The organism is Kitasatospora sp. NPDC028961 (genome assembly GCF_055564815.1).
This window is the reverse complement of sequence record NZ_JBVHVO010000047.1, coordinates 566-26,084: the sequence shown is the minus strand read 5'-3', so window position 1 is coordinate 26,084 and position 25,519 is coordinate 566. Positions and strand designations below refer to the sequence as shown.

Below are 25,519 nucleotides of genomic sequence, written 5' to 3'. Positions count from 1 at the left end.
ACCGACCGTCCCCTCCTCATTTCGATCGTTCCTTTCGTCCCGCCTCCTCCCCCCCCCCCCCCCCCCCCCCCCCCCCCCCCCCCCCCCCCGGGCCGGATCCTGAGGGCGTGACCTACCAGCGGTACCACCGGTGGCGCCGGCCCGAGGAGTGCGTACCACGGGCCACGAAGCCCACCAGCCACAGCACCAGTACGGCGATCGCCACCCACCAGAGAATCTTCAGTGCGAACCCGGCGCCGAACAGGAGCAGAGCGAGCAGGAGAACGAGAAGAAGGGGAACCATCGGAACCTCCGCAGTCGGTGTCGAGCACCCGACTGCCCCGGGGGCCGCTCGCCTATTCGTACGAATCTTTCCGGCGCCCCGGGGCAAGGGCCTCGCTTGTTCGGCGGCGGCGGGCCGTCGGCGACCGTCGCGGACGCCCCGGTCGGCGACCCCGCCTGCGTGATCGGCGGGCGCGGGGGACAGTGGTCCGAGGCGTGACGATCCGGTCCGCCCCCGCGCGTACCGGATCCCTCCGACGGAAGGTGCAGCAGTGGCAACCGACTACGACGCCCCGCGTACGAACAGCGACGACGAGGAGGTCGACAGCGTCGAGGAGTTGAAGAGGCAGCGTGCCGAGCGTTCCGGCGGGACGCCGGACGTGGACGTGGCGGAGGAGGCGGAGTCCGTGGAGCTGCCGGGCGCCGACCTCTCCGGGGAGGAGCTCACCGTCCAGGTGGTGCCCGTCCAGGGGGACGAGTTCACCTGCGCGCGGTGCTTCATGGTCCACCACCGCAGCCGCTTCTCCCTTGAGGAGGACGGGCAACCGGTCTGCCGGGACTGCGTGCCCGCCCCCGGCGACTGACCGGGCGGGCGGCGAGCGGGCGGCCCGCTACGTGCACCAGAAGAGGAACGGCGTGCAGGTGGGCGTCGGCTTCGCGGTGACGGTGGCCGAGGGGTGCGGAGCGGCCGTCGAGGGCTGCGGGGCGGTGGGCGGGGCCGTGCTCGAAGCGGCCGGGACGGGAGGCGGCGACTCCGGGGCACGACTGCTCGTCGGCGCGGGCGGGGCGGTGCTCCTGGTGGCCGAGGCGGTGACGGAGGCGGTACGGCTCGCACCGGTGCGCTGTGTGGTCGGCGCGGCCGGGACCGTGGTCACGCCCGTCGCGGTGGGGGACGCGGCGGAGGTCGGGGCACTCGGCGTGGGCGTCGCGACCGGCCCGTCCGCGGCCGGCGCGGGCGAGGCGCCCTCAGTGCCGTTCGCGGCGAGGGCCGCGACACCGAGCCCCGCGACGGCCAGGCCGACGACGGAGAGCGCGAGGACGCCGGCCCGCCGCGCCGGCCGGCGCCCGGAACGCCGGGACCGGGCCGGTGCGGCGTTCCGGCCGGCCGCCGGGGGCGGTGGCCCGGCGGGCGGTGACGCGGCGGCCGGTGGTCCCTGGGACAGCGTCAGGGTCGCGTCCGGCAGGGTCTCCCGGGTCGCCGCGGGGGCCCCGCAGCCGGGGCAGGTCATCGCGCCGTTCAGATGGCGGCGGCAGGGTGCGCAGTAGTCCATGAGGTCTTCCCGTGCTGCCGGGGTGGCCGGCCCACACCGGTCGTCGGCGGCTCCGCGCACGTCGTCGTACGCATGCGGAGCCTAGGCAGCCCGGCTGTGAGGGTTCCAGACCCAGCTGTGACGCTTCTGCGAAGATTGCGCACCCTCCGGAGCGGCGAGTCCCCGTACCCGCGGCCGGGACTGCGGCCGGCCCTTGACCGGCCCTCGACCGGCCCCTCAGCCGAAGACGATGGCACGGCCCCCGGTGATGCTCGCCCGGCAGGCCGCGTAGAGCTGGGCCCAGGCGTACTTCTCGGGCTCGAACGGGTCGCTGTCCGGGGTGCCCGCCAGCTCGGCCAGCCGCCCACCGGCGTCGAACCCGAACGCGGCACAACGGCGAGCCGAACGCCGCGGAACGGGGAGCCGATCGCCGACGAAGGAAACCTCCGGCGCTTCGGCGGGCGTCATGGACCGGTCGGTGATGTCGGCGCGCTCCCCGCGCGGGAATGCGGGACGCGCGACCGGTTCGCGCGTGCGGACCGGCCGGGTTCGGCGCAATCCCGGCCGGTCCGACCCGAGGGCGCCCGCGGGGATCTCCAGCCCGCCTTCCTCGGCCCGGTCGCCCAGGTGGGCGCCCTGCTCGGCGGCGCTCCGGAGGTCCGTCGGCGCGGGTCCGGTTCCGCCGGCCCCGGCCTCGGAATCCGCTGGGCAGAGGCGGTCGGCCGACGAGTCGCCGGGCCGCTCGGAGCCGGTCCGGAATTCCCGGTCGGCGCCGACCGGACCCCGCGCCCGGGCGGCCCGTGACGATGGATCACCGGCGTCGTCGGACACGTCTCGGAGCGGGCGGATCCGCGGCGTTCCGACCGATACCGATTCCCCGCGACCAGGGAATTCGGCCCACGCCGGATATCGCCCGTTCCGGCGAACACCGGAAATTCCTCGGACATACTTCGCGCCGGTTCGCCCAGGGGATTTGACGGATTCTCGGCCGAGGCCGAGGACATTCCGTCCGGCTCCGTTCCGGATCGAATCACCGTCGGGCCGGTCCGCTGATACCTGTCCCGCGGTATCGGCCGGGGCAGCGCGGACCGACCGGTCGGCGCCACCCGGTGTCCGGCCGGCGGGGCGGACGCCGGGGGCGGACACGCGGGCCGTCAAGCGCCCGCGCGGGTGGGTCTCCGCCACCGCCGGGAGCGAGCGCTCCGGCCGGCGCCGGTCGCGCCGCCCGGGACGGGGGGCTTGGGTCCAATGTCGGTATTGTCCGCGAACCAACGTCTGCGACAGGCGATTTGAGTGACCGCCAGCTCTGCGCCGCGGTCACTTTCGGCAGGTCGCGACCGCCCCGCCGGGGGCCGCCGAACAGTCCCGCGATGGTCTACGCCAATCCTTGACAGCGCTCACGTGGGTGCCACAGGATGATCGCCAGCCGCCGCTTACCCAGGGCGCGGAACAGGTGATTCATCCACTTCACACAGGCCGTTCACGGGGGACGGGCTGTCGACGCCCGCAATGACGCGGGCGGCACAGTCATGTCGAAGTCTGTACACAGTTCCCTGTAGCCGCCGCATGCCATCTGCCGAACTGGCCGGGGGGCTTTCGCCTGCCCTCTCGCAGGCCCGGTCGGCCGTGCCACCAGACGAGATGAGGTTTCGTCAGACGTGCAAGGCAATGCAGACACATCAGCCATACCCGCCGTACGAGCAGTACCCCTCGCCCGTAGACCCGAGCACGCGCCGCCGGACTTCGAAGCCGACATGTGGGCCCGGATGGCCCTGCCCGCGGCACCGTCCGAGTCGCCCGCCGAGCCGGCCGCGGCTCCGGGCCTCAGACTCGCGCTGTCCCTGCTGGAGGAAGGCGCGCTGACCAGCCGGGCCGACCGTTCCCGCAGGTCGCACGGGGCTCGGGCAGTCCCGTCCGCCGGGGCCGTGTACCCCTACGAGTTCGCCGTCCTCACCATGGAGAACGGCGCGCCGGCCGCCTTCCGGGTCGACGCCGACCGCCGTACCTGCACCCGGCTGGCCACCGGGGACGTCGCCGGAGCACTGCACGCCTCGACGCTGGCGATCCCCGGGGACGGCGGCGCGGTCATCGTCACCCTCACCCGGCCCTGGTTGTCGATGCGCAAGTACGGCGACCGCGGCTACCTGTACACCCAGCTCGACGCCGGGCACGCCGCCGGGAACCTGCTGCTGGCCACCACCGGCCGGGGCGCGCCGGGGACGCTGCGGCTGCGCTTCCCCCGCTTACCCCTCTCGGACCTGCTGGAGGCGGGCGAGAACTGCCGGGAGGTGCACTCCGCCCTCCTGGTACCGGCGACCGAGGCCGACGACGCCTGGACCCGCTGGACGGTGCACGACGGCGCCGCCCGGGACGGACACGCGCCCACCTGGCGGTCCTGGCTGGAGCAGACCTGCTGGGACTCCCTCTCCGCGCGGGCGGAGCACCCCGGGACGGACGGCGCACCCGACGCCCTCGCCCCCCTCGCGGACCTGCGCGACCGCGGGCGGGCGGCCGGTGGGCAGCCCGGTCTGGGCGATCCTTCCGAGTGGCCGAAGCTGCTCGCCACGCGGGCCTCCAGCAAGGCGTTCGTTCCCGGCACCGTCCCCGCGGCCGACGTCTGGCAGGCCGTCTCCGCCCTCTCCACGCCGGTGCGGACGGACCTGCCGGCCGCCTCGCCGATGGGCGCCACCCTGGTCCTGCGGTCGGCCGAGGAACCGGAGCAGAACGCCGTGCACCCGTTGACCGGTGAGGGCGCGCCGCGCACCGGCCGGCTGCCCTCCGCCGACGAGGTGGTGCGCGCCTGCATGCAGCAGCGCACCCTCGCCGGCGCCGCCGCCGTGGTGCTGCTCCACGCACCGCGCACCGCGCTCACCGACAGCGCCGGCGACTCGGCCGCCGGCGCCGAGGACCTCCGCGAACTGGCCTTCCGCTGCGGCGCCCTGGGGCAGCTGCTCTATCTGGGAGCGAACCGCGCCGGGATCGGCGTGACCGGCGTCGGCGGGTTCGACGCGGCGCTCTGGCACACCCTGGCCGGGCTGCCGGAGAGCGACGAGATCCTCTACGTCCTGATGCTCGGCCGCCCGGACGACTCCGGCGTCAAGCTCGACCGGCTCGCCACCGCCCATGCCCAGAACGAGCGGTGAGGCCACGATGAACGCCGTCCTTCCCCACGCCTTCACGGACGCCCTCGCCCGCCACGGCGAGCGCGTGGCGGTCACCGACCCCGACGCGTCGCTCAGCTACGCCGAACTGGCCGACCGGGCCCGGGCCGCCGCCGCCCGGCTCGCCCCGTACGGCGTGGCCGGCGACCGACTGCGGATCGGCCTGTACGCCACCAACTCCACCGACTACGTGGTGGGTTACCTGGCGGCACTGTTCGCCGGCGCGGTCCCCTTCCTGGCCGACTCGGCCTTCGGACCGTTCGAGCTGTCCCGGATCGCCGAGGACTGCGGGCTGGACCTGCTGATCCACGCCCCGGACGCCGACGTCGAGCAGGTCACCGCGGAAGTCCTCACGGCGGGAGGCGAGTTCGGCGCCCTCACGGTCAGCCGGGTGCGCCGCTCCGCCACCCCGCCCCCGCCGCTGCTGCCCGGCACCGAGGTGTGCCGCTTCACCTCCGGCTCCACCGGCCGGCCCAACTGCATCGAGTTCTCCGGCGCGGCCGTGCTCGCGGCGGCCCGCAACTGGGCCGAGGGCACCGGCCTCTCGGCCCGGGACCGGATCGCCTGCCTGGCCGCGCTCTCCAACGGCCTGGCCTTCAACACCTCGCTGCTGGCGGCCTTCCTGCCCGGTGCCTCGCTGCACCTGTCACGCGGCCTGCCGACCGCCTCCCGGATCGTGCGGCTGCTGGAGAGCACCGGCGCCACCCGCCTGGTGGCGTTCCCGGCGCTGTACGAGTCGATCGTGCGGCGCTCCTCGACCGGGGGCTTCACGGGTGTCCGGGCCGCGATCTCCTCCGGCGCCCCGCTGCGCGACAGCGTCCGCGAGGAGTTCACCCGGCTCACCGGCGTACCGGTCCACAACTACTACGGCGTGGCCGAGGCCGGGCCCCTGACCTACGCGGTCGACGGTGACGGCACCGGGCTCGGCACCGCGCTGCCCGGCGTGGACCTGATCGCCGACGAGCAGGGCGTCCGGGTCCGGAGCGAGTCCATGGGCTCGCGCTACCTCAACGCGCCCGGCGTCTTCGAGGAGCGGATCGACGCCGAGGGCCGCTACCGCACCGGCGACCAGGGCCACCTGGTCGACGGCGTGCTCCACCTGACCGGGCGCACCGGGCGGCTGGTCAACGTCGGCGGGCGCAAGATCGACCCGATCGAGGTCACCGAGGTGCTGCGCGAGGCCGCCGGGGTGCTGGACGCGGTCGCCTTCGAGGCCGAGAGCCGGCACGGCGAGCCGATCCTGGCCGCCGTCGTCGCCGTCGGGCCAGGCCTGACCGCGCAGTCCCTGCGCAGCCACTGCTCGGCGGTGCTGCCCTCCTTCAAGGTGCCCTCGGTCCTCCACCTGGTGGACCGGATCCCGGTGAACTCGATCGGCAAGCCGTCCGTCGAGCGCCTGCGGCGGCTGCTCGCCGACGCCCAGAGCAACTGACCCCCTCCCCAGCCCAGGAGATCCCCATGGACAACAGCTCCCTCCACACCAAGATCCTCGACCTCGCGGTCGCGGCCGGCGACGGCAGCTTCACGGCCCGCGAGCTCGCCGAGGCCGGCTACTCGCTGCGCGCGGTCAGCTTCTCCTCGCTCTCCTACATGCGCCTGATCGACAGCATCGAGAACGACCTCGGCGTCTACCTGGACCCGGAGGTCGACGCCGAGCACTACGAGACCATCGACAGCGTCGCGGCGCTGGTGGTCGCCAGCGGTGTCGGCGCCGATGCCTGAGGCACCCGCGACCGGCGGCCCCACCCTGGGCGTCGTCGGTCGCGGGCGGCTCGGCGCGGCACTGCTGGCGGCCTGCCGGGCGGACGGCACGCGGGTGTCGCTGACCGCCTCCCGCGGCGGCGGCTGGCAGGTCGACGCCGTGCCCGACGTCCTCGTCGACGCCAGCGCGCCCGACGCGCACCCGGACGTGCTCGACTACTGCGCGGCGCACCGGGTGCCGCTCGTCGCCTGCGTCTCCAACCTGACGGACGCCCAGTGGACGTCCCTGGCGGAGCTGGCGACGGTGGTCCCGGTGGTCCGGGCCACCAACCTCTCCTTCGCCCACTACCTCCAGCTGCGCATCGCCGAGTTCACCGCGGCCCTCACCCGGGGTCCGCTCGGCGCGGCCACCACCACCGTCCGGGAGCGGCACCCGATCGGCAAGGCGCACCGGCCGAGCGCCACCGCCGTGGTCCTGGCCCGGGCCTGGGCCGGCGCGAGCGGCCGGGAGGTGGCCGACATCGCCGACGAGCGCGCCGGACTCCCCGTCAGCGAACACGAGTTGACCCACACCTGGGACGGCGAGTCGCTGCACGTACGGCACCACGTCGGCAGCTGGGCGGTGCCGGCCAGGGGTGCGCTGACGGCCGCCGACTGGGCCCGCACCGCGCCTCCCGGCCTGGTCACCATGCGGACCGTCTACGACGACCTGACAGCAAGGAGCACGCCATGACCACCGCAGAGGGGCGGCCGCTGAGCCCCGCCGAACGCCGGCTCGTCCTCCAGGTCGCGGTCGGCGCGCGGATGCTCTCCCTCGACGGGCACGACGACTTCAACCAGGGCCAGATCTCGGCCCGGATCCCCGGCCGGGACGAGTTCTTCATCAAGGGTGCCCTGGTCGGCTTCGACGAGGCCGCCCCCGCCGACGTGGTCCGCTGCCCGGTCGACCACACGCTGCCCGCCCCGCCACTGGCGCCCCCGGAGCTGCCGCTCCACCAGGCGATCTACCGGGCGCGCCCGGACGTCAACGGCATCGTGCACAGCCATGCGCCGTACACCCTGCTGTTCGGGGCCACCGACCTGCCGATGCGCCCGATCTCGCACGACGGCGCGTACTTCCGGGACCGGATCGGGCTGTTCACCGAGACCAGCAACACCGTCCTGGACATCGAGACCGGTGACCACATCGCCAAGGACCTCGACGACCACCCGGCCGTCCTGCTCCGGAACCACGGCGGCGTGATCGTCGGCAAGAGCGTGCGGCACGCCGCCGTCTTCGCCCAGGTGCTGGAGCGCGCCTGCCGGCTCCAGCTGACCGCCGAGGGCACCGGCGTCCCGTACACCTGGTCCACCGAGCAGGACGTGGCCGCCAAGCAGGACTTCATCTACGCCGACCTCTCCGTCCGCTCGTACTGGGACTACGCCGTCCGCCGGGTCGGCCGGCACTGGCCCGAGACCGCCGACTGGGCCCGCGGCTGACCCGCGGGCCCGGCCCGCCACGGGCCGCCCCTCGGGGCGGCCGGAGATCCCCCCACCACCCCCGCAGACACGCACAGAGCCGGAGCGCCATGCCGACCTTGACCACCACCACCGACCCGCCGCGCCACGACCGCGCCCGGGTGCAGCGACGGACCGTCCGGACGCTCGTCGTCGCCGAGGTGATCAGCGGTAGCGGCATCGCCACGGGCTTCGCCGTCACCAGCCTGCTGGCCGAGGACCTCGGCGGGAGCGCCACCCTCGCCGGCCTGTCGCAGACCGCGGCGACGCTCGGCGGCGCGGCCGCGGTGGGGGCGATCGCGGCGATCACCCACGTCCGGGGGCGCCGGCCCGGGCTGGCCACCGGCTACCTGGCCGCCACGGTGGGCGCGGTGGCCTGCGTGGTGGCCGCCGTGGTGCACAGCTTCCCGCTGTTCCTGGTCGGCATGGTGCTCTACGGCGCCGCCGGGGCGACCGGCCTGCAGGCCCGCTTCGCCGCCGCCGACCTGGCCGAACCGCAGCACCGGGGCCGGGCGATGTCGCTCGTGCTCACCACCACCGTGGTCGGCGCCGTGATCGGCCCCAACCTCACCGGGCCCGGCGCGGCGATCGCCGAACACCTGGGCCTGCCGCCGCTCTCCGGCACCTACCTGTTCGCGGTCGTCGGCTTCGCGATCGCGTTCACCGCGATCGCCGTCCTGCTGCGCCCCGACCCGCTGCTGCTGGCCCGCGGGCAGGACGAGGCCGGGGAACGGGAGAAGCCGCCGCCGCTGCGCACCATGCTGAAGGCGCTGCGCGGCAACCGGCCGGCCGTGCTGGCGATCCTCAGCATCGTCGCCGGACACCTGGTGATGATCGCCGTGATGTCGATGACCGGCATCCACATGCACCACGCCGGTACCGGCCTGGGCGTGATCGGCATGGTGCTCAGCGGCCACCTGGCCGGGATGTACGGCTTCTCCACCCTGTTCGGCTGGGCCGTGGACCGCTTCCGGAGCACCCCGGTGCTCTACGGGGGCACCGCCGCGATGCTGCTGTCGCTGTGGCTCTGCGGCACCGCCGACGGCGACGACGTCGTCCAGCTCTCCATCGCGCTGGCACTGCTGGGGCTCTCCTGGTCGGCGGTGCTGGTGGCGGCCTCGGTCCTGCTCTCCGAGACCGTGCCGGTCGCCGAACTCCCGGCCGCCCAGGGGTTCTCCGACATGGCGATGAACCTGGCCGCGGCCGCGGGCGCCGCACTGTCCGGCGTCGTCCTGGAACGCCTCGGCTTCGCCACCCTGAGCGCGCTGTCCGCGATCGTCCTGCTGCTGCCCCTGCTCGCCCACCCCGCGCTGCACCCGAAGTCCGACCGATCCGCCTGACTCCCCGGCCGCCCCGGGCCTCTCCCTGCGAACGGACCGCCACACCATGACGATCCCCACCACCGTCCACGTCACCCGGCCGGAACCCAACACCTCCACCGAGGTCCGCCCCGCCACCCGGGGCGCGGCCGTCCCGGCCACCCACACCCAGCGGGAGCGCCTGCTCTGGGGCCGGCACGTGCACCAGGTGAACAACAACATCGCGCTCGGCCTGCGCTTCGACGGGCCGCTCGACGTCGCCCTGCTGGAGCGCAGTCTGAACCTGCTGGCCGAGCGCCACGAGACCCTGCGCACCGTCTTCCCCGAGGTGGACGAGGCGGCCGGGGAGGAGCACGTGATGCTGCTGCTCCCGCCGGAGCCGCGCGCCCTACCCGTCCTGGAGGCGCCCGACGAGCCGGCGCAGACCCGCCTGCCACGGGTGCTGGCCCTGCTCGCCGAGCACGCCAACCAGCCCTTCGACCTGGCCGCCGGACCGCTGTTCCGCCCCGTGCTCGGCCGGGTGAGCGAGAGCCTGCACGTGCTCTCGATGACCACCGACCACATCGTCTTCGACGCCTGGTCGGCCCGGATCATGATCAACGACCTGCTGACCATCTACGCCACCGAGCAGGGCGACGCCGTCCCCGCGCTCCCCGAACTCGCCGTCCAGTTCCCCGACTTCGCGCTCTGGCAGCACGGCCACCTGAACGGCGTCCAGCTGGAGCGCCAGCTCGGCTACTGGCGCAAGCAGCTCGACGGCATCACCCCGATCCCCGCCTCCGGCCTGGCCGACCCGCAGGCGCCGACCGGCGCCGAGCCGGGCGTGACCAAGCTGCTCGAACCGATCGGACCGGAACTGAGCGCCACCGTCGAGGAGTTCGCGGCCCAGGAGCGGGTGACCTCGGCCGTGGTGGTCTCCGCGGCGCTCAAGGCGGCCATGTGGCGGCTGCGCCTGGAGACGGTCGGGGAGGACGCCGCCGGCGACGTGGCGACCTTCGGTTCGCTCGCCAACCGGACCCGGCCGGAGACCGACGCGATGGTCGGCTACGTGGCCACCCCGGCCACCTTCCGCACCCGCTTCACCGGCGCGACGCCGTTCGGCGAACTCGTCCGCCTGGAGGCGCAGACGCTGTTCAACGCGATGCGCCACCAGCGGATCCCGTTCTCGCTGATCAGCCGGGAACTCGCCCCCGAGCAGTACGGCATCCGCTTCCGCGAGCCCGGCAGCGTGCCGATCTACCTCAACTTCGACATGGACATGGTGGAGGACGAGCGCGAGCCGCTGCTCCAGCCCACCGGCCTCGGCGTGCAGCCGATCGGCATCCCGATGCCCGAAGTCCCGCGCGGCGGCCTGCGGGTCATCGGCTACCAGCGCAAGGACGGCATCGCGCTCGAACTCCGCTACCGCCACGACCTCTACGGCCGCGACTGGTCCACGCGCTTCGTCCGCCTGATCCACGCGTTCCTGCAGCACGGCGTGGACGCGCCCGGCACCCCGATCGAGGAGCTCCCCGCATGACCGCCACCCCCGACCTGCCCCGACTGATCGCCGTCGACCTCGACGGCACCCTGCTGCGCCCCGACTACTCGGTCGCCCCGCGGACCCGCCGGGCCGTCGCCCTGGCCCACGAGCAGGGCATCGAGACGGTCTTCGTGACCGTCCGCCACGCCGCCGCCATCGAGTACATCGTCGAGGCCCTGGACCTGACCGGCGAGGCGATCTGCTGCGGCGGCGCCGCACTCTGGCAGGTGCCGTCGATGGAGCTGACCGAGGCGTCCACGATCGACGCCGCGACCGCGCGCGAGACGGCCGCCCGGCTGAAGCGGGCGCTGCCGGACGCCAGGATCGGCTGGATGCTGGCGGACCGCCGGGTCGGCTACGCACCCGACTACCCCGAGCCGCTGCTGATCGGCGAGTCCTACCGCGCCGACCCGGAGACCATCGACGTCCCGGTGCTCAAGCTCTTCGCCGTCACACCCCGGCTGCGCGAGATCGACACCGCGGAGGTCGAGGAGATCCTCGGCGGGCTGGTCACCGTCTCCCACCACCACAGCGGTGTGGTCGACCTGGTCGCCCACGGGGTGAGCAAGATCGCCGCGCTGGAGAAGCTCTGCGCCGGGCGCGGCATCGCCCCCTCGGAGGTGATCGCCTTCGGCGACGCCCGGACCGACCTGGACATGATCCGCTGGGCCGGCCGCGGGGTGTTCATGGCGAACGCCGACCCCGCCCTGCACGCCGAGGCCGACCTGATCGCGCCCTCCAACGCGGAGGACGGCGTCGCCGTCGTCCTGGAGAACCTGCTGCGGTCGCAGCACCCGACGCTCACCGAGGTGGCCCGATGAAGGTCCAGCGCATCCTGCCCACCGAGGAGGCCGCCGACCTGCTCGACCTGGTCCGGGACCTCACCGCCAACGAACTCGCCCCGAGGGTGGCCGAGTTCGAGGCCAACCACGAGTTCCCCCGGGAGGTCGTGCGCACCCTCGGCAAGGCCGGACTGCTGAGCCTGCCCTACCCCGAGGAGTACGGCGGCGGCGGGCAGCCGTACGAGGTCTACCTCCAGGCGCTGGAGGAGGTCGCCTACCACTGGCTCGCCGTGGCCGAGTCGGTCAACGTGCACAACCTCGCCTGCTTCGGCACCGCCACCTACGGCACCCGGGCCCAGCGCGAGGAACTGCTGCCCGCCATGCTCGGCGGCGAACTCCTCGGCGCCTACTGCCTGTCCGAGCCGGAGGCCGGTTCGGACGCGGCCTCGCTCACCACCAAGGCGGTCAAGGAGGACGGCGGGTACCGGATCTCGGGGACCAAGTCCTGGGTCACCCACGCCGGTTACGCGGACTTCTACAACGTGTTCAGCCGGACCGGCGGGCCGGGCGCCCGCGGCCTCTCCTGCCTGGTGGTGCCCGGCGGCACACCCGGCATGGTGGTGCACGAGCGGGAGAAGAAGCTCGGCGTCTGGTCCTCCCCCACCGCCCAGATCGGCTTCGACTCCGTCCAGGTCCCCGCGGACCGGCTGATCGGCCGCGAGGGCAAGGGCTTCCTGATCGCGATGGGCGCGCTGGACTGCGGCCGGCTCGGCATCGCCGCCTGCGCGGTCGGCCTCGCCCAGGCCGCCGTCGACTACGCGGTGCGGTACGCCAAGGAGCGCCGGCAGTTCGGCGAGCGGATCATCTCCTTCCAGGGCATCGGCTTCATGCTGGCCGACATGGCCACCCAGGTCGCCGCCGCGCGGGCGCTCACCCTGGCAGCCGCCCGCCTCAAGGACGCCGGCCTGCCCTACTCGCTGGAGGCGGCCAAGGCGAAGCTCTTCGCCACCGACATGGCGATGAAGGTGACCACCGACGCCGTCCAGGTGCTCGGCGGCGCGGGCTACGTGGCCGACCACCCGGTGGAGCGCTGGATGCGTGAGGCCAAGCTGCTGCAGATCGTCGAGGGGACCAACCAGATCCAGCGGCTGGTCATCGCCCAGGGCCTGGCCTGACACCGCGGTGGGGGGGGGGGGGGGGGGGGGGGGGGGGGGGGGGGGGAAGAACCACCCCCCCCCCCCCCCCCCCCCCCCCCCCCCCACACCGTCACGCTCTCCCGTGCGGGCCCGGACTCCCGACAGCGCCGCGGGCGGGCGCTCGGCGTCGACCGGGGCTACGCGCCGGGGTGCGCCGGCAGGGCGAGCCAGCGCGACCAGGAGATCTCGCGGCCGACGAAGCGCGGCCGCCCGAACGGCCAGTCGGCGGCGATCCACTCCGGTACCAGCGCGTCCAGCGCCCGCTCGACCCCGCTGCCCACCAGCTCGTCCACCACCCACCAGGAGATCTCGGCGTCCGCGCCGGCCCGCTCCGGCGGGTCGATGTAGACGCAGCCCAGCAGGGCCGTCTCCGCCGTGTCGAACAGCGCGTAGTTGAAGGACTGGTGTGCGGCGATCTCCTTCTCGTGCCGCAACAGGTCGGCCTGGTCGGCCTCGTAGGTCATGGTGGCCGCGGGCCAGCCCCAGGCCGGGCCGAAGAGGGTCCACAGCCGCTCGCGCGAGCCCATCACCGCCGGATAGTCCAGCGGGGTGTCCGCCTCCCGGATCGGCCGCAGATGATGACCGCCACCCGGCAGCGGCACCAGGACGGGGTGGACGAAGTCGTCGGGAAGCCAGTTCATGGCGCCCGACCGTAGCACCGCGCGGGCGTCCGGGCTCCTGGATTTCCCCCGCACCCCCGCCCGGTGGTCACCGCCGGGTCCAGGCCCGGCACGCCATCTCGTGCCAGGTCGTGCGCACGGCCGCGCCGCCCAGCGTGAGGTGCTGGCTGGACCAGGTCCGACAGCACCCGCCCGTCACGCGCGGCCGGGCCGGTGCCGCCGGCCTCGCCACGCGGACCGGGGCGGCCGGGGAGGCCGGGGAGGCCGGACGGCGCCGGCGTAGTGGACCACTGGTCGAAGGTGTCGTCATGCCGCAGGCTCTGCCCACGTCGCCGGGGCACCGAACCCCGCCGCCACTCGAACGGCCCAGCCCAAACCGCCCCCAGGCGTACGCTGCGCCGCACCGGACAGCCGGAGGCCGGGCGGGCGTGCCCGCCCGGGGGGCGCCCGGCGTCGACGGCCGGGGACCGACGGATAATGGCCTGGCCGCAGGCCGCCCGCGCCGGTGGCAGTGACCGACGGAGAGGCGGAGAACGGATGACCCTGGACGAGGGCCGACGCGTGAGGTTGGCCGAGGACCTGGCGATCGGTGAGGCGGTCGCCGGGGAACCCGGGGCCGTCGTCGGGTTCCTCTCGCTGGGGGCCGGGGCGGAGGGCACCGTCGAGCGGGTGGACGGGGAGCTCCCGGAGAGCACGGAGGTCCGCGAGTACCAGCGGCTCAAGGCACTGTTCGAGGACTACGGGCACACCATGCCGGCGGCGAGCCGGGAGCGGCTGGAGACGGAGATCGCCGCGCTGGAGCCGGCGTGGGCCGCGTACCGGGAGCGGGGGCGGCAGGTGACGGTCCGGGTCCGGCTGGACAGCGGCTTCGTCCTCGACGGGCTGCACCAGGACGTCCTCACCCCGCTGTGACGCAGGGCGTCCCGGTGCGACGGCGGCGGCCGGGCCCCTCGGCGGACGGAGAAGTCCGGTCACGGGACGGCCGGTGGCTCCGGTGCCCCGTCCGGTCTGGCGGGGCGGGCCTCCCGGGGGCAGCGGAGGAGCCGGGGCCGGCTCCGGCCCGCACCACCCGTACGCTGGTGCCCGGTCCCCTCGCGTCGACGAGCGCGAGGGGGCCGACCATCGTCGCGGGCCGTCCACGGCCGGGGCCGCCGGGGCGGGCGGAGCGGGGTCGGGGCGCGGCGGGTGGAGCCGGGGCGGCATACGATCGGCGGGTGTCGGAACGCAACGATCCCTCGTCATCGGCTCTGTCGGCCTCGGTGGCCGCAGCGGCCTCGTCCGTGTCGTCCTCGCCCTCGTGGTCCCGGTGGTCCGAGGACTCCACCCTCTCGATCGGCTCGGTGGCCTCGGTGCTGTCGATCGGTTCGGTCGGCTCGGTGCTCTCGGTGGGCTCGGTCGGCAGCGTGCTGTCGATCGGCTCCGCCGGTTCGGCCCTGTCCGTGCTGTCCGCCGGGTCGTGGCTCTCCCTCGGATCACTGCTGTCCGCCAACTCGCGCTGGTCGGTGCTGTCCTGGCGCTCCCGCCACGGGCTGATGGCCGCCGGTGCGCTGGCCGTCGCCGCGGGCGCCGCGCTCGTCGGCGGTCCGCGGCCGCGGCGCGTCCGGTAGTGGCCGGCCCGCGCCCGACGCGCGCTTCACTGCGGCGGCTGATACGGAACCCGGCGTTCTGGTTCGTGGCCGTGCTCGCCACGATGTGGCCGGTCCTGCGGCTGCTGCCGCCCGAGCAGGTGCTGGCACTACGGGAGTGGGCGTCGACCAACCTCGACAACCTGCGCCTCTGGCCGTCGGGGCACCCGGTCGAAGCCCTGACGGTGTCCGTGTTCGTACCGCAGAGCACCCTCTGGGTGTGGCCGATCTTCGCGCTGTCCGTGTTCGCCGTGGTGTCGGCGCTCGGCGCCCGCCGCGCGGTGGTGGGACTGGCCCTGGCCCACCTGACCGCGACCGGGCTGACGGAGGCGCTGGTGTGGTGGCGCATCGAGCACGGCGAACTGCCCGCCGCCGAGGCGCACGTGCTGGACACCGGCCCGTCCTACGTGGTGGTCGCCGCGCTGGCGGTGGCGATCGTAGTGGCCCGTCCGGCGTGGTCGCGGGCGCTGTGGCTGGTGATGCTGGCGGTGGCCGCACCGGACCTGCTGTCCGGGCTCGGGGACGGCGAGGTGTCCGCGGTGGGCCATGTGCTCGCCTTCGCCGCCGGCCTGGCCATCGCGGGCGCCCACCGGCTCGGCCTGCCACCGGAGGCCCGCCGGGCCCGTCCGGGCACGGCGCCGGCGCCGTCCGGAGGCCCTCGCCGCTGAGGGCGCCGCCGCACCGGGTGGAGGCCCCTCGACGGGCCGGCCGCCGCAGGTCGTCCCACGCGCGGGGGCGCCGGGCCGGGGACACCGAGAGCCCGTGCCTGCGGGACGGGATCGTCTGCCGTCAGAACGCGGTGCGGTCGGCGCTGCGGGGGTCGTCGGCCGCCGTGTGGCCCTCGTAGAGGCCGGTGCGGGCGAGACGGCGCCAGGGGCGGACGAGGTGCAGGGCGGTGTGGATGTCGGGCTCGGTGCTGTCGAGGTCGAGGTCGGCGATGGCGAGGCCGGGCCGGCCGTCGCCGGGGCAGCGCGCGAGCCAGCGGCCGCCCGGGGCGACCAGGCCGGCGGGGACGGTGGCGCTGTACTGGGCGGGCAGGGCGTAGCCGAGCCAGTAGGAGTGGAGGTTTGCGTAGGCCTGGGCGAGGGTGGCGCGGGCGGCGTCGTCGACCATGACGGAGAGCAGGACGCAGTCGACGTCCAGGGCCTCGTACTCGGCGAACAGGGCGGGGAAGTTCGCCTCGATGCACAGGGCGGTTCCGAAGCGGATGCCGTCCACGTCGAAGACGAGCGGCTCGGTGCCCGGGGTGTAGAGGTAGGAGAGCTCCGTGTGCGAGAGGAAGCGCTTGTCGTAACGGGCGCTGAGGCGGCCCCGGTCCGAGACCACGTAGAGGCTGTTGTGCGGGCGGCCGGGCGCGGTGAGGGGGTGGATCGAGCCGAACACCGTCCACAGGGCCAGTTCCCAGGCGAGCGCGGCGACCGCCTCCGCCTCCTCGCGCAGGACGTCCCAGGCGGCCCCCTCCCAGTTCGCCGGGCCGAGGCCTCCCTCCGGGCGGCCGGCGACCACGTGCTTGTCCGGGTAGACGAGCGAGCCCTCCGGGAACTGCACCAACCGGGCGCCCGCACCCGCCGCCTGACGCATCAGCGCCCGCATCTGCCGCCCGGCGCCCCGGATCGCATCCCCGTCCCGCGGGTCCTCCGGGACCGTGCTCTGCGCCACCGCCAACCGCAATGTCCTCGCCATCGGGCGACGATACAACGCCACGCTCGCCGGCCCTGGGGAACGGCCGCGGACGGGCCGCCGATGACCGGATCCCGCGCGAGCGGATCAGGCCATCGACCGGCCCACGTCCCGCGCCTCGGATCATGAGGGCGAGTCGCGGCACCGCCCTCCGGGTGCCGCGGCTCGCCGTTCCGGACCGGGGAGGTCAGCGGGCGAACTTCTGCCGGGCGGCCGGGGTCACCGGGGTGAAGAAGTTCACCAGGTTGCCGTCGGGGTCGCGGAGGAGGAGCGAGCGGTTGCCCCAGGGCATGGTGGTGGGCTCGGTGACGAAGTCCTCCACGACGCCGGTCAGGTCACGGTGTACGCGGTCGACGTCGTCGACGAGGAACTCGATGACGACGCTGCGGTTCGCGCTCGGCTCGGCCGAGCCGGGCGCGAAGAGCGGGACGGTGCGGGTGCTGCCGATGGCGAGCGCGGCCGTGGCGGTGGTGAGTTCGGCGAAGTCTTCGTTGGCCCACTGCGCCGTCACGCCGGTGGCGTGCTCGTAGAAGCCGACCAGTCGTGCGACGTCGGCCGTGATGACGCGGATCGAGACGAGGTTCACGGGTGTTTCTCCTGGGGTACGTCGTGCTGTCGACCACACGCTATGGCCGATACCGGACAGAATCGGCCCGGTATCGGCGAGAGGATTCCGGGCAGGCCGCGACCGGTCACCCGCTGCTCGAACCCCATCGGCGGAGGGAACGCCCCAGGCCCTCGGTGTGGGCGGCAACCCGCTTGCCAACGGCCGGAGTTACGGCCTTCCCGAGGCGTAGCGGACCGGTGAGGTACCGACCGTGGCCGTGAAATCGCGGGTGAGGTGGGCCTGATCGGCGTAGCCGAGGTCGGCGGCGAGCGCCGCCCAGTCGATGTCGGTACCGCGGTCGGCTCGCTCGGCGGCCTCGTGCAGGCGGGCCCGGCGCAGCACCCACTTCGGGGTGGCCCCGACGTACTCGGCGAACAGCCGCTGCAGGCGGCGCACGGTGATGCCGAACTCCTCGGCCAGTTGGTCGACCCGGCGCAGATCGGTGGTGCCAGCGATCCGCTCGACCATCGCGCCGACCTGCTCGGCCACCGGGTCGGGCGCGGGCGACCGGGCGAGCAGGAAGGAGTCCACCCGGGCGGCGAGGGCGTCGAGGTCCCCGGCACCGCGGAGCACCTCGTCGTTGAGCCGGTCCGCCCCGGGGCCGAAGACCTCGGCGGCCGGGACGATCCGGTCGGCCAGGTCGGCCACCGGGCGGTCGGTGAACGGGCGGAAGCCGCCGGGGCGGAACTTGGCTCCGAGCACGTGGCCGGTCCCCTCCAGCCTGCGGACGAAGAGGGACTTGCCGACCCCGTGGACGTGGGCCGCCGGCGCCTCCAGGACGAGGTGGACGCTGGGGTGGACGAGCACCTTCTGCTCGTGGGCGGGCAGGCCGTCCCGGTTCCAGCGCACCAGCCAGTAGAACTCGACGAAACGCGCCAGCTCCGGGGCGGGCTCGTACCGGGTCAGGCTGATCGCGGCCGCGGCCCGGTCGGGATGGAGCACTCCGCGTCCGAGGTCCGGGAAGGTCATGCCGCCAGGCTAGCCGTCGCGTTTGTTCAAGACGGCGCCCGGCCCCCGGGGCGAGGATCGGCACATGAACGGTCACGCACTCCACCCCCTCATGTCCCGCGCCGCAGCGGAGGCCGCGCGCATCGCCCGCGGTGTCCGACCGGAGCACCTGGACGGGCCGACGCCCTGCACCGCGTTCGACACCAGGACCCTGGTCAACCACTGGGTGCTGTACACCTCCCACGGCCTCGAACGCCGGGCACGCCGGGAGCCGCTGCCGGAGGAGCTGGTGGCGCGCGACTTCACCGCCGACCCCGGTTGGGCGCTCGCCTACGCGGACCAGCTCGACCGTGCCGTGGCGGCCTGGTCGGACCCGGCCGCCTGGGAGGGGGAGATCGATCTGGGCGGGATGTCGGTGTCGGCGGCATCGGTCGCCCGGATGGTGGTCAAGGAGATGGTGCTCCACGGCTGGGACGTCGCCCGGGCCACCGGCCGGCAGGCGGACGTCGACGACGATCTGGCCCGTCTGGTTCTCACGGTGGTCGAGGAGAACGCCGAGATCTACCGCCAGTACGGCGGCTTCGCCGAGGCGGTGCCGGTGCCCGCCACCGCCTCGTCCCTCGACCGCGCCCTCGCCGCCTCCGGCCGCGACCCGGGCTGGGAGCGTTCCACGGGCTGAGTTCCCGACGCCCGCCGTCGGTACGGCGGTCGAACCGACGGCGGGCGAGCCGACGGCGGGCGAACCGACGGCGCTCGCAGCGGCCACGAGTGGCGTGAGCCACCGGAAGCCGACCGGACGGTGCCGCCCGGACGTCGTGTTCCGCCGCGGCTGAGCCATGGGGCGGAGGCCCGGCGCCGTGGTGCGCCCCTGGCCGGGGCAGGACGCCCGGGCCGGGGTCACTAGGCGAGCTGCCCGCCCGCGTTGCGGATCAGTCGCTGGAGCACCTTCACGGCGGTGACGTAGTCCGCGTCGTCGATGCCTTCGTGGAGCGCGGCGCGGATCGCGGGGGCGTTGCGCGCCAGGTCCACGCGGGCCCGCTCCCCCTCCTCGGTGAGCCGGAGCCGGTCCCCGGTGTCCCCGCTCAGCCAGCCGCGCTCCAGGAGTACCGCGGCCTCCGCCGCCAGATCGTCCTCGGGCCGGAGGTACGAGGCCATCGCCTCCCGCAGCTCGGACAGCGTCATGCTCGCGCCGTCGGGCGAGATGTCGTTCACCGACAGATTGCGCAGCAGCCAGAACTGCGGCTGCGTGTAGCCCTTCTCGGCCTGCCGGGCCCGGGTGAACGCGATGAGCGCCTCGTAGGCGACACCGGTCCAGTACGCGGCGGGCTGGCCGGCGAGTTCGACGTCGGACATCTGCTGGGTCGTCATGGGGTGTCCCCTCGTGGTGCTCAGGTGGAATCCGCGGGCCCGGCACCTGCCGGGCGGGTCATATGAAGACCGTAGAACCTCAAGTCCGGTTGAAGGCAAGCCGGCCCGAGCCCGTCGGACGAAGCCACTCTCGACGCCGCCGGTCCGGATCCGTCGTCACCGAGGGCGCACCGCAAGGAGATCTCTATGCAGAACAGGTTTGTTGTGCAAACCTGTCTGCATGACAACTCATCCTGGCCCGGCCGCGGGCGACCCTCGTCATCTCCTGGCGATGCAAAGGGACTTGGTCCGCCGTGTCCGTCGTGAGCAGCGCGGAGCCTGGTTCCCGCTCCTGGTCTTCGCCGTGGTGCGGTTCGGCGCTGCGCCGGTGGTCCGCTTCGGCCAGGGCGACAACGTCCGGCTGGCGATCTGGTACTACCCGGTGGCGTTGGGGCTGGCGTTCGCCCTGATCGGCTGGTTCTACCTGCGCCGTTCCGCCCGGCTCGGTGTAGGCACCCGGGTCGGGCCCTACCTGGCCGTCGGCCTCGTCCTGGCCGTGCTCACCACGGGTTACCAGGTGTGGGCGGCGCTGGGGACGGCGCCCTACCCCCACTTCCGCGAACCGACGTTCCTCTACACGCTCTACAACGCGGTGGAGAGCCCGGCCGGCTCGATCGGCTTGGCGCTGCTGCTGCTCGCCCGCATCGAACGCAGCTGGCTGCTCCTCGCCGTCACCTGCGCCTACCTGGCCCTACTGCTCGATTTCGACAACCGCCCCACCGCCTCCGCGTGGGGCGGCTGGGACCTCCTGTTCTCGGGGGGCGTGCTGCTGCTCGGCAGTGCCGTCCTCGCCCCGCGGCAGCGGTTCCAGAGCCGGTCAGCCGGATGAGCGAGCATCCCACCAGCAGCCTCGACGACGTCGTGCACCAACGGGTGCGCCTGGGCATCCTCGCGGTGGCCAAGGAAGCCCGGCGGGTGGAGTTCACCTTCCTGCGCGACACGCTCGGTCTCACCGCCGGCAATCTCTCCCAGCACCTCGGTGTCCTGGAGAAGGCGGGCCTGGTCACGATCGACAAGGGCTACGAGGGCAGACGCGCCCGCACCTGGATCCATCTCACCAAGGCGGGCAAGCAGGCGCTGCACGACGAGGTCACGGCGCTCAAGGCGCTGATCCGGCAACTCGAAGGACCAGCGGCGCTTCCGGGGCCCGAGGAGCATGACGGACACGACGCGCAAGCCCGTCCGGCGGAGGACGGCACTCCGTAGCGACGACGCAAGGCTCTGCCGCGCGCCGTGAGCCGGGTGGCCGCCCGCTCTCCCCTCCCCGGTCGGGGCGACAGGCCACGGCCGGGCGCCCCGAGGTGTTGCATATGCCGTAGCGGCACGTGGTGTCGTCGAGGGCACCACAGCACGAAAGGCCCTGTCTGCGATGTACTCCTCGTTCACGCCTCCTCGCCAGGTCAAGATCGGTGACGCCGCCCGTTTCGGACAAAGCCCGGCGGTGACTGTCAGTACCCGTGCGCTGCGGATAGAGTGACGGGGCCGCGGCGTCACACCGAGGGGCACGGGGCCCGGTCGGCAGCAGCGCGCGGTGGAGGACTACGCGTGTGATCACAGCACCCCCGGTGAAGGCCGCCGACGTGTTCCGGGTCAAGCCCTACACGCGCCACTGCGAGGTCATCCACGACGAGGGCGCGCACGCCGTCATCGGCGTCTCGCCCGGCAACAGCTACTTCTCCGCCCAGCGCCTGCACGACCTCGCCGCCTGGGGCCTGGACCATTACGGCCGGGTCGACTTCGTCTACACCGACCTGCACGTGGCCGAGATGTACGAGGCGTGCGGGTACGGCCCCGACGACGCCCGCAGAAAGGCGGCGAAGAACCTGCGGAGCGTTCGGGCGAAGGTCCGCGACGCCGTGACGACGGCGGATCCGGGACAGACGCGACTGCACTGGCGGCCCATGTCCGACTTCCGCCCCAACACCGCCTACCAGGAGATCCACCGGCAGCTGACGCACCGCCTTGAAACGGACGCCGACCTGCGCCGGGCCTGCGACGACCTGGTGAGCCGGTTCCTGACCGCACGGGGGCAGGAACCCACCGAACGGCAGCGCGCCGTGTGCCTGGAGTACGTGTGCGCCGAGGCGCCGCTGTTCCTCGACACCCCCGCGATCATCGGCGTGCCGTCCTCGCTCAACTGCTACCACCAACTCCTGCCACTCGCTGAGCTCCTGTACGCCCGGGGCGCCGGCCTGCGCGCCTCCCGCAACCAGGGCCACGCCATCGTCACCCCCGCCGGAGGAGCCCGCGCATGAGCACGACCACCACGACCGGGCACCCGGCCGTCGCCGGCCCCGACCTGCTCGACTTCCCGTTCTCCCGGGACGGCACCCGGCTCCCCGCCGACCTGGCGCGGCTGCGCGCGGCCACCCCGGTCCGGCGGGTGCGCACGATCGCCGGGGACGAGGCCTGGCTGGTGTCCTCGTACCGGCTGTGCAAGCAGGTCCTGGCGGACGACCGGTTCTCGCTGAAGGACACCTCGGCACCGGGCGTGCCCCGCCAGTACGCCCTGACGATCCCGCCCGAGGTCGTCAACAACATGGGCAACATCACCGGCGCCGGACTGCGCCGAGCGGTACTGAAGGCGCTGAACCCGAAATCGCCGGGGCTGGTGCGGTGGCTGCGCCAGGAGGCCGAGCGGCTCGTCGACGGGCTCGTCGCGGACGGCCCCACGGCCGACCTGCGCGGCGCGTTCTGCGAGCCGTACTCCGCGGGGCTGCACTGCCGCATCCTCGGCATTCCACAGAGCGAGGGCCGCGCGTTCCTGCGCAGCCTGGACATCGCCTTCATGAACTCGGCCTGCCCGATCGCCGGCGCCGCGATCAACTGGGATCGCGACATCGCCCGCATGACCGTCCTGCTGGACGACCCCGCCACCTCCGGCCTGGTGGGCGAACTCTCCGCCCTGCGCGAGGACCCGGACTACGCGCACCTGACCGACGAGATGCTGGCCACCGTCGGCGTCACCATGTTCGGCGCCGGCACCGTCTCCACCTCCGGCTTCCTCACCATGGCCCTGGTCCACCTCCTCACCCACCGCGACACCTGGCATCTGTTGCGCGACCGCCGCGACCTGCTCGACGCGGGCGTGGAGGAACTGCTGCGGGTGAACCTCTCCATCGGAGATGCCCTGCCCCGGCTCGCGCTCGCCGACGTGCGGCTCGGCGATGTCGACGTCCAACAGGGCGAGTTGGTCCTGGTGCTGGTCGAGGGCGCGAACTTCGACCCGGAGGAATTCCCCGACCCGCACCGCTTCGACCTCGACCGCGCCAACGCCGCCGACCACCTCTCCTTCGGCGGCGGTTCCCACTACTGCCCCGCCACCGCGCTCGGACGCGTCCACGCCCGGATCGCCCTGGAGACCCTGCTCGACCGGCTGCCGGACCTCGAACTCGCCGTTCCCGTCGCTCAACTGGTCTGGCGGACGGGCTTCATGAAGCGGATTCCCGAACGGCTCCCGGTGATGTGGTAGGCGGGGCCGCCGCCTCCGCGGCCCACCAACGATCCGGGCCCGGCTGACCGCGGTCAGCCGGACTCCGCGATGCCGATTCCTGCGAGTGGTTCCAGGTGCCCCCCGGAGATCGGAGGGATCGTCCACCATCAACGCCCGCAAAACGGTCCAACTGTGCTTTGACGGCAGGTCATCGGGCATCAGAAGCGGAATTGCGTATACGCGTTGGTGGAACATGGCTGAAAGTCGACCGGGAGATCTTTCCCGAACGATTCCGGAAACCTCCTGGAGCTGGAGATTACTGGTACTTTACGCTGGCTCCGTCGTCGTTCAACTCCCGTGACGGCATTGCGGAATCATCTTGGTCCCGCCAGGATCGAAGGATCTGCCTTGATCGAAATCCCGCATCAGCACGTGGCCGGCGCCTCCCCGGCACCGCCCGCCCGCATCGGGCCCGCGTCCCCGCCGGCCGCGCAGGCCACCTCCGGCGCGACATCGTCGGATGCCGCTCCGTCGCTTCCGGTACGACCGGCCAGCTCTCCATGAGACCGCCGGACGCCTACGGGCCGCTGGACCGATGACCCTTCCGTCGGCGCCGAACCGGCCCCGGCCGACCAGGAAACGCGGGTGAACACGGGCCCGATCCGGTCGAACCGGTCGGCGAAAGCCTGCCCGGGGGGAAGCGCCCGGTCCTGGTCGAACTCCGCATCCCCGGATGATTCGGGCCCGCAGGGCCGCTGCCGTGCGGGACCGGCACCGAGCACCTCCATTCGACCCGGCAGAAACGGTAGGGAAAGGTCAGAACTACGGCGTACTTCGCACGCGATCACGCCCGGTACGGACGACCAGGGCGGTCACGGCCGTCGCCCTGGCGGGGCTCCGCAGACGGACGGGTCCGCTCCAGCCGGGCCGGTCACGCCCGGCCCCCGTTCCGGCACCCCCCGCAGGTGCTTCACCGCGATGCCGACCGCCCCGCGGACCCACTCACTCACCCGAAAGGCACTGCCATGCCCCGCAAGGCCCCATCCCGTTCCCGGCGGGCCGGCGTTCTGGCCGCGGCCCTGGCCGCCGGCACGCTGAGCACCCTCGTCCCGGCGGCAGCCGTGGTCGGTGACCCCGCTGCGGAGAACTCCTACGCCTTCACCGCGCGTCTGGTGATCGGCGAGGGCGAACGCGCGTGCACCGGCGCGCTCGTCGACCCGTACTGGATCGTCACCGCCGCGTCCTGCTTCGCCGACGACCCCGCCCAGCCGGCCACCCTCCCCGCGGGCCCGCCCGCCCGCAGGACCACCGCCACCATAGGCCGCACCAACCCCGCCAGCACGGGCCAGGTCCGCGACATCGCCGAACTCGCCCCCCGCACCGACCGCGACCTGGTCCTCGCCCGCCTGGCCGCCCCCGTCACCGACATCGCGCCGGTGGCGGTGGCCACCGGGGCGCCCGCCGCCGGAGAGGAGCTGACGGTCGCGGGCTTCGGCCGGACCAGGACCGAGTGGGTGCCGGACCGGCTCCACAGCGCCCTGTTCACCGTCGCCGCCATCGACCCGACCGGCCTCGGCATCAGCCCCAAGGCCCCGGCCGACGCCGCCGTCTGCAAGGGCGACACCGGCGGACCCGCCCTGCGCCGCGTCGGCGACCGCTACGAACTCGCCGCCCTCTCCAGCCGCTCCTGGCAGAACAACTGCCTCGGCGCCGCCCCGACCACCCACACCGGCGCCTACGAGACCCGCACCGACGACCTCGGCGGCTGGATCCAGCAGACCGTCTCCGCCTGGTCCGCCCTGGTCGCGGGCCGGTCCGGGAGCCGCAACACCGTCTACAACCCCGACACGAAGACGGCCGAGATCTTCACCCTGCGCACCGACGGCGCCCTCATCCACGCCTACGACACCAACGGCGAAGGCTGGAACGGCTGGCACCTGATCGGGCCCGGCGCACGGTTCGTCGGCACGCCGGCCGTCGTCCACAACCCCGTCACCCACACGCTCGACCTGTTCGCCGTCGGCACCGACGGGTCCATGTACCGCACCGCCTGGAGCCGCGCGACCGGCTGGCAGCCGTGGACGACGGCCGGTGACTGGAAGTACGGCGGTTCCCCCACCACGGTCTACAACCCGGACACCAGGACGGCCGAGGTGTTCGCCCTGCGCACCGACGGCGTCATGGCCCACCTCTACAACACCGACGGCGCGGGCTGGGACGGCCCGTTCACCCTCAACCCCTCGGGCGCGTTCGTCGGCACGCCGGCCGTCGTCCACGACCCCGTCACCCACACGCTCGACCTGTTCGCCGTCGGCACCGACGGGTCCATGTACCGGGCCGCCTGGAGCCGCATCGCCGGCTGGACGCCCTGGATCACGACCGGTGACTGGAAGTACGGCGGCTCCCCCACCACGGTCCACAACCCGGACACCAGGACGGCCGAGGTGTTCGCCCTGCGCACCGACGGCGTCATGGCCCACCTCTACAACACCGACGGCGCGGGCTGGGACGGC

27 protein-coding genes are annotated in these 25,519 nt (G+C 73.7%); 20 read left to right on the top strand and 7 right to left on the bottom strand.

Features of this window, described 5'->3' with window-relative positions:
- Window positions 1–112: 112 nt before the first annotated feature.
- Entirely contained in the window at window positions 113–283 is a 171-nt protein-coding gene (locus ACZ4UX_RS36680) for a hydrophobic protein (RefSeq protein WP_329485246.1), read from the bottom strand.
- Between the two features lie 250 nt (window positions 284–533).
- Here ACZ4UX_RS36680 and ACZ4UX_RS36675 point away from each other — a divergent pair, with 250 nt between their 5' ends.
- Both ACZ4UX_RS36675 and ACZ4UX_RS36670 read left to right on the top strand, forming a co-directional pair.
- Complete coding sequence (locus tag ACZ4UX_RS36675; protein WP_465709823.1) at window positions 534–845, top strand: DUF4193 domain-containing protein; 312 nt, start codon at window positions 534–536, stop codon at window positions 843–845.
- Between the two features lie 31 nt (window positions 846–876).
- Window positions 877–1,527: a hypothetical protein gene (locus tag ACZ4UX_RS36670; RefSeq protein WP_465709822.1), complete on the top strand. Its 651-nt coding sequence runs from the start codon at window positions 877–879 to the stop codon at window positions 1,525–1,527.
- A 221-nt stretch (window positions 1,528–1,748) separates the two neighbouring features.
- On the opposite strand, the gene ACZ4UX_RS36665 is transcribed toward ACZ4UX_RS36670, so the two are convergent.
- A complete protein-coding gene (locus ACZ4UX_RS36665) occupies window positions 1,749–1,979 on the bottom strand; it encodes a hypothetical protein (RefSeq protein WP_465709821.1) in 231 nt (76 codons plus the stop codon).
- Between the two features lie 1,298 nt (window positions 1,980–3,277).
- Between ACZ4UX_RS36665 and ACZ4UX_RS36660 the strand changes: the two genes are divergently transcribed.
- From ACZ4UX_RS36660 to ACZ4UX_RS36620, 9 genes are all read left to right on the top strand, one after another.
- On the top strand, window positions 3,278–4,654 hold the full coding sequence (locus ACZ4UX_RS36660) for a nitroreductase family protein (RefSeq protein WP_465709820.1): 1,377 nt from the start codon (window positions 3,278–3,280) through the stop codon (window positions 4,652–4,654).
- A complete protein-coding gene (locus tag ACZ4UX_RS36655) occupies window positions 4,635–6,101 on the top strand; it encodes a class I adenylate-forming enzyme family protein (protein WP_465709819.1) in 1,467 nt (488 codons plus the stop codon). Before ACZ4UX_RS36660 ends, ACZ4UX_RS36655 begins: the two co-directional genes overlap by 20 nt.
- 26 nt (window positions 6,102–6,127) lie before the next feature.
- On the top strand, window positions 6,128–6,391 hold the full coding sequence (locus tag ACZ4UX_RS36650) for a hypothetical protein (RefSeq protein WP_329485254.1): 264 nt from the start codon (window positions 6,128–6,130) through the stop codon (window positions 6,389–6,391).
- Entirely contained in the window at window positions 6,384–7,103 is a 720-nt protein-coding gene (locus ACZ4UX_RS36645) for a dihydrodipicolinate reductase C-terminal domain-containing protein (RefSeq protein WP_329485255.1), read from the top strand. Before ACZ4UX_RS36650 ends, ACZ4UX_RS36645 begins: the two co-directional genes overlap by 8 nt.
- Entirely contained in the window at window positions 7,100–7,849 is a 750-nt protein-coding gene (locus ACZ4UX_RS36640) for a class II aldolase/adducin family protein (protein ID WP_380390257.1), read from the top strand. The genes ACZ4UX_RS36645 and ACZ4UX_RS36640 overlap by 4 nt, the downstream gene beginning before the upstream one ends.
- Before the next feature lie 89 nt (window positions 7,850–7,938).
- Entirely contained in the window at window positions 7,939–9,207 is a 1,269-nt protein-coding gene (locus ACZ4UX_RS36635; RefSeq protein WP_352292769.1) for an MFS transporter, read from the top strand.
- Between the two features lie 46 nt (window positions 9,208–9,253).
- A complete protein-coding gene (locus ACZ4UX_RS36630) occupies window positions 9,254–10,705 on the top strand; it encodes a condensation domain-containing protein (protein WP_465709818.1) in 1,452 nt (483 codons plus the stop codon).
- On the top strand, window positions 10,702–11,529 hold the full coding sequence (locus tag ACZ4UX_RS36625) for an HAD family hydrolase (RefSeq protein ID WP_465709817.1): 828 nt from the start codon (window positions 10,702–10,704) through the stop codon (window positions 11,527–11,529). The genes ACZ4UX_RS36630 and ACZ4UX_RS36625 overlap by 4 nt, the downstream gene beginning before the upstream one ends.
- Complete coding sequence (locus ACZ4UX_RS36620; protein WP_329485260.1) at window positions 11,526–12,665, top strand: acyl-CoA dehydrogenase family protein; 1,140 nt, start codon at window positions 11,526–11,528, stop codon at window positions 12,663–12,665. Before ACZ4UX_RS36625 ends, ACZ4UX_RS36620 begins: the two co-directional genes overlap by 4 nt.
- A gap of 158 nt (window positions 12,666–12,823) precedes the next feature.
- On the opposite strand, the gene ACZ4UX_RS36615 is transcribed toward ACZ4UX_RS36620, so the two are convergent.
- On the bottom strand, window positions 12,824–13,327 hold the full coding sequence (locus ACZ4UX_RS36615; protein ID WP_359806717.1) for a GNAT family N-acetyltransferase: 504 nt from the start codon (window positions 13,325–13,327) through the stop codon (window positions 12,824–12,826).
- A 516-nt stretch (window positions 13,328–13,843) separates the two neighbouring features.
- Between ACZ4UX_RS36615 and ACZ4UX_RS36610 the strand changes: the two genes are divergently transcribed.
- From ACZ4UX_RS36610 to ACZ4UX_RS36600, 3 genes are all read left to right on the top strand, one after another.
- Window positions 13,844–14,218: a hypothetical protein gene (locus tag ACZ4UX_RS36610; RefSeq protein WP_465709816.1), complete on the top strand. Its 375-nt coding sequence runs from the start codon at window positions 13,844–13,846 to the stop codon at window positions 14,216–14,218.
- 335 nt (window positions 14,219–14,553) lie between these two features.
- Window positions 14,554–14,913 carry a hypothetical protein gene (locus ACZ4UX_RS36605; RefSeq protein ID WP_465709824.1) on the top strand — a complete coding sequence of 120 codons (360 nt, stop codon included), beginning with the start codon at window positions 14,554–14,556 and terminating at the stop codon, window positions 14,911–14,913.
- 71 nt (window positions 14,914–14,984) lie between these two features.
- Window positions 14,985–15,599, top strand: coding sequence for a rhomboid-like protein (locus ACZ4UX_RS36600; protein WP_465709815.1), 615 nt, complete (start codon window positions 14,985–14,987; stop codon window positions 15,597–15,599).
- A gap of 121 nt (window positions 15,600–15,720) precedes the next feature.
- Here the strand turns inward: ACZ4UX_RS36600 and ACZ4UX_RS36595 are convergent, their stop codons facing one another.
- The 3 genes from ACZ4UX_RS36595 to ACZ4UX_RS36585 form a co-directional block, all read right to left on the bottom strand.
- Entirely contained in the window at window positions 15,721–16,614 is an 894-nt protein-coding gene (locus ACZ4UX_RS36595; protein WP_465709814.1) for a carbon-nitrogen hydrolase family protein, read from the bottom strand.
- A 184-nt stretch (window positions 16,615–16,798) separates the two neighbouring features.
- Window positions 16,799–17,197, bottom strand: coding sequence for a VOC family protein (locus ACZ4UX_RS36590; protein WP_465709813.1), 399 nt, complete (start codon window positions 17,195–17,197; stop codon window positions 16,799–16,801).
- A gap of 189 nt (window positions 17,198–17,386) precedes the next feature.
- The gene (locus tag ACZ4UX_RS36585) at window positions 17,387–18,187 is read right to left on the bottom strand and encodes a DUF6597 domain-containing transcriptional factor (protein ID WP_465709812.1); all 801 of its coding nucleotides are present in this window, start codon (window positions 18,185–18,187) and stop codon (window positions 17,387–17,389) included.
- Window positions 18,188–18,251: 64 nt separating this feature from the next.
- On the opposite strand from ACZ4UX_RS36585, the gene ACZ4UX_RS36580 reads away from it, so the two are divergent.
- Window positions 18,252–18,845, top strand: coding sequence for a TIGR03086 family metal-binding protein (locus ACZ4UX_RS36580; protein WP_380390275.1), 594 nt, complete (start codon window positions 18,252–18,254; stop codon window positions 18,843–18,845).
- A 221-nt stretch (window positions 18,846–19,066) separates the two neighbouring features.
- Here the strand turns inward: ACZ4UX_RS36580 and ACZ4UX_RS36575 are convergent, their stop codons facing one another.
- Window positions 19,067–19,534 (bottom strand): MarR family transcriptional regulator, encoded by a 468-nt coding sequence (locus ACZ4UX_RS36575; protein ID WP_465709811.1) that lies wholly within the window; start codon window positions 19,532–19,534, stop codon window positions 19,067–19,069.
- A gap of 283 nt (window positions 19,535–19,817) precedes the next feature.
- Here ACZ4UX_RS36575 and ACZ4UX_RS36570 point away from each other — a divergent pair, with 283 nt between their 5' ends.
- The 5 genes from ACZ4UX_RS36570 to ACZ4UX_RS36550 form a co-directional block, all read left to right on the top strand.
- Entirely contained in the window at window positions 19,818–20,402 is a 585-nt protein-coding gene (locus ACZ4UX_RS36570; protein WP_465709810.1) for a hypothetical protein, read from the top strand.
- The gene (locus ACZ4UX_RS36565) at window positions 20,399–20,779 is read left to right on the top strand and encodes a winged helix-turn-helix domain-containing protein (protein ID WP_465709809.1); all 381 of its coding nucleotides are present in this window, start codon (window positions 20,399–20,401) and stop codon (window positions 20,777–20,779) included. Before ACZ4UX_RS36570 ends, ACZ4UX_RS36565 begins: the two co-directional genes overlap by 4 nt.
- 341 nt (window positions 20,780–21,120) lie before the next feature.
- Window positions 21,121–21,828, top strand: a complete 708-nt coding sequence (locus ACZ4UX_RS36560; protein ID WP_465709808.1) for a cyclodityrosine synthase — start codon at window positions 21,121–21,123, stop codon at window positions 21,826–21,828.
- A complete protein-coding gene (locus ACZ4UX_RS36555; protein WP_465709807.1) occupies window positions 21,825–23,045 on the top strand; it encodes a cytochrome P450 in 1,221 nt (406 codons plus the stop codon). The genes ACZ4UX_RS36560 and ACZ4UX_RS36555 overlap by 4 nt, the downstream gene beginning before the upstream one ends.
- 986 nt (window positions 23,046–24,031) lie before the next feature.
- Window positions 24,032–25,519 (top strand): trypsin-like serine protease (locus ACZ4UX_RS36550; RefSeq protein ID WP_465709806.1); only part of this gene is annotated, 1,488 nt, incomplete at its 3' end.

Bases quoted from the DNA above. Each gene is read 5' to 3' on its own strand.
- ACZ4UX_RS36680 (WP_329485246.1), bottom strand. From the start codon at position 283: ATGGTTCCCCTTCTTCTCGTTCTCCTGCTCGCTCTGCTCCTGTTCGGC.
- ACZ4UX_RS36665 (WP_465709821.1), bottom strand. From the start codon at position 1,979: ATGACGCCCGCCGAAGCGCCGGAGGTTTCCTTCGTCGGCGATCGGCTC.
- ACZ4UX_RS36660 (WP_465709820.1), top strand. From the start codon at position 3,278: ATGGCCCTGCCCGCGGCACCGTCCGAGTCGCCCGCCGAGCCGGCCGCG.
- ACZ4UX_RS36655 (WP_465709819.1), top strand. From the start codon at position 4,635: ATGCCCAGAACGAGCGGTGAGGCCACGATGAACGCCGTCCTTCCCCAC.
- ACZ4UX_RS36650 (WP_329485254.1), top strand. From the start codon at position 6,128: ATGGACAACAGCTCCCTCCACACCAAGATCCTCGACCTCGCGGTCGCG.
- ACZ4UX_RS36645 (WP_329485255.1), top strand. From the start codon at position 6,384: ATGCCTGAGGCACCCGCGACCGGCGGCCCCACCCTGGGCGTCGTCGGT.
- ACZ4UX_RS36640 (WP_380390257.1), top strand. From the start codon at position 7,100: ATGACCACCGCAGAGGGGCGGCCGCTGAGCCCCGCCGAACGCCGGCTC.
- ACZ4UX_RS36635 (WP_352292769.1), top strand. From the start codon at position 7,939: ATGCCGACCTTGACCACCACCACCGACCCGCCGCGCCACGACCGCGCC.
- ACZ4UX_RS36630 (WP_465709818.1), top strand. From the start codon at position 9,254: ATGACGATCCCCACCACCGTCCACGTCACCCGGCCGGAACCCAACACC.
- ACZ4UX_RS36625 (WP_465709817.1), top strand. From the start codon at position 10,702: ATGACCGCCACCCCCGACCTGCCCCGACTGATCGCCGTCGACCTCGAC.
- ACZ4UX_RS36620 (WP_329485260.1), top strand. From the start codon at position 11,526: ATGAAGGTCCAGCGCATCCTGCCCACCGAGGAGGCCGCCGACCTGCTC.
- ACZ4UX_RS36615 (WP_359806717.1), bottom strand. From the start codon at position 13,327: ATGAACTGGCTTCCCGACGACTTCGTCCACCCCGTCCTGGTGCCGCTG.
- ACZ4UX_RS36610 (WP_465709816.1), top strand. From the start codon at position 13,844: ATGACCCTGGACGAGGGCCGACGCGTGAGGTTGGCCGAGGACCTGGCG.
- ACZ4UX_RS36595 (WP_465709814.1), bottom strand. From the start codon at position 16,614: ATGGCGAGGACATTGCGGTTGGCGGTGGCGCAGAGCACGGTCCCGGAG.
- ACZ4UX_RS36585 (WP_465709812.1), bottom strand. From the start codon at position 18,187: ATGACCTTCCCGGACCTCGGACGCGGAGTGCTCCATCCCGACCGGGCC.
- ACZ4UX_RS36580 (WP_380390275.1), top strand. From the start codon at position 18,252: ATGAACGGTCACGCACTCCACCCCCTCATGTCCCGCGCCGCAGCGGAG.
- ACZ4UX_RS36575 (WP_465709811.1), bottom strand. From the start codon at position 19,534: ATGACGACCCAGCAGATGTCCGACGTCGAACTCGCCGGCCAGCCCGCC.
- ACZ4UX_RS36565 (WP_465709809.1), top strand. From the start codon at position 20,399: ATGAGCGAGCATCCCACCAGCAGCCTCGACGACGTCGTGCACCAACGG.
- ACZ4UX_RS36555 (WP_465709807.1), top strand. From the start codon at position 21,825: ATGAGCACGACCACCACGACCGGGCACCCGGCCGTCGCCGGCCCCGAC.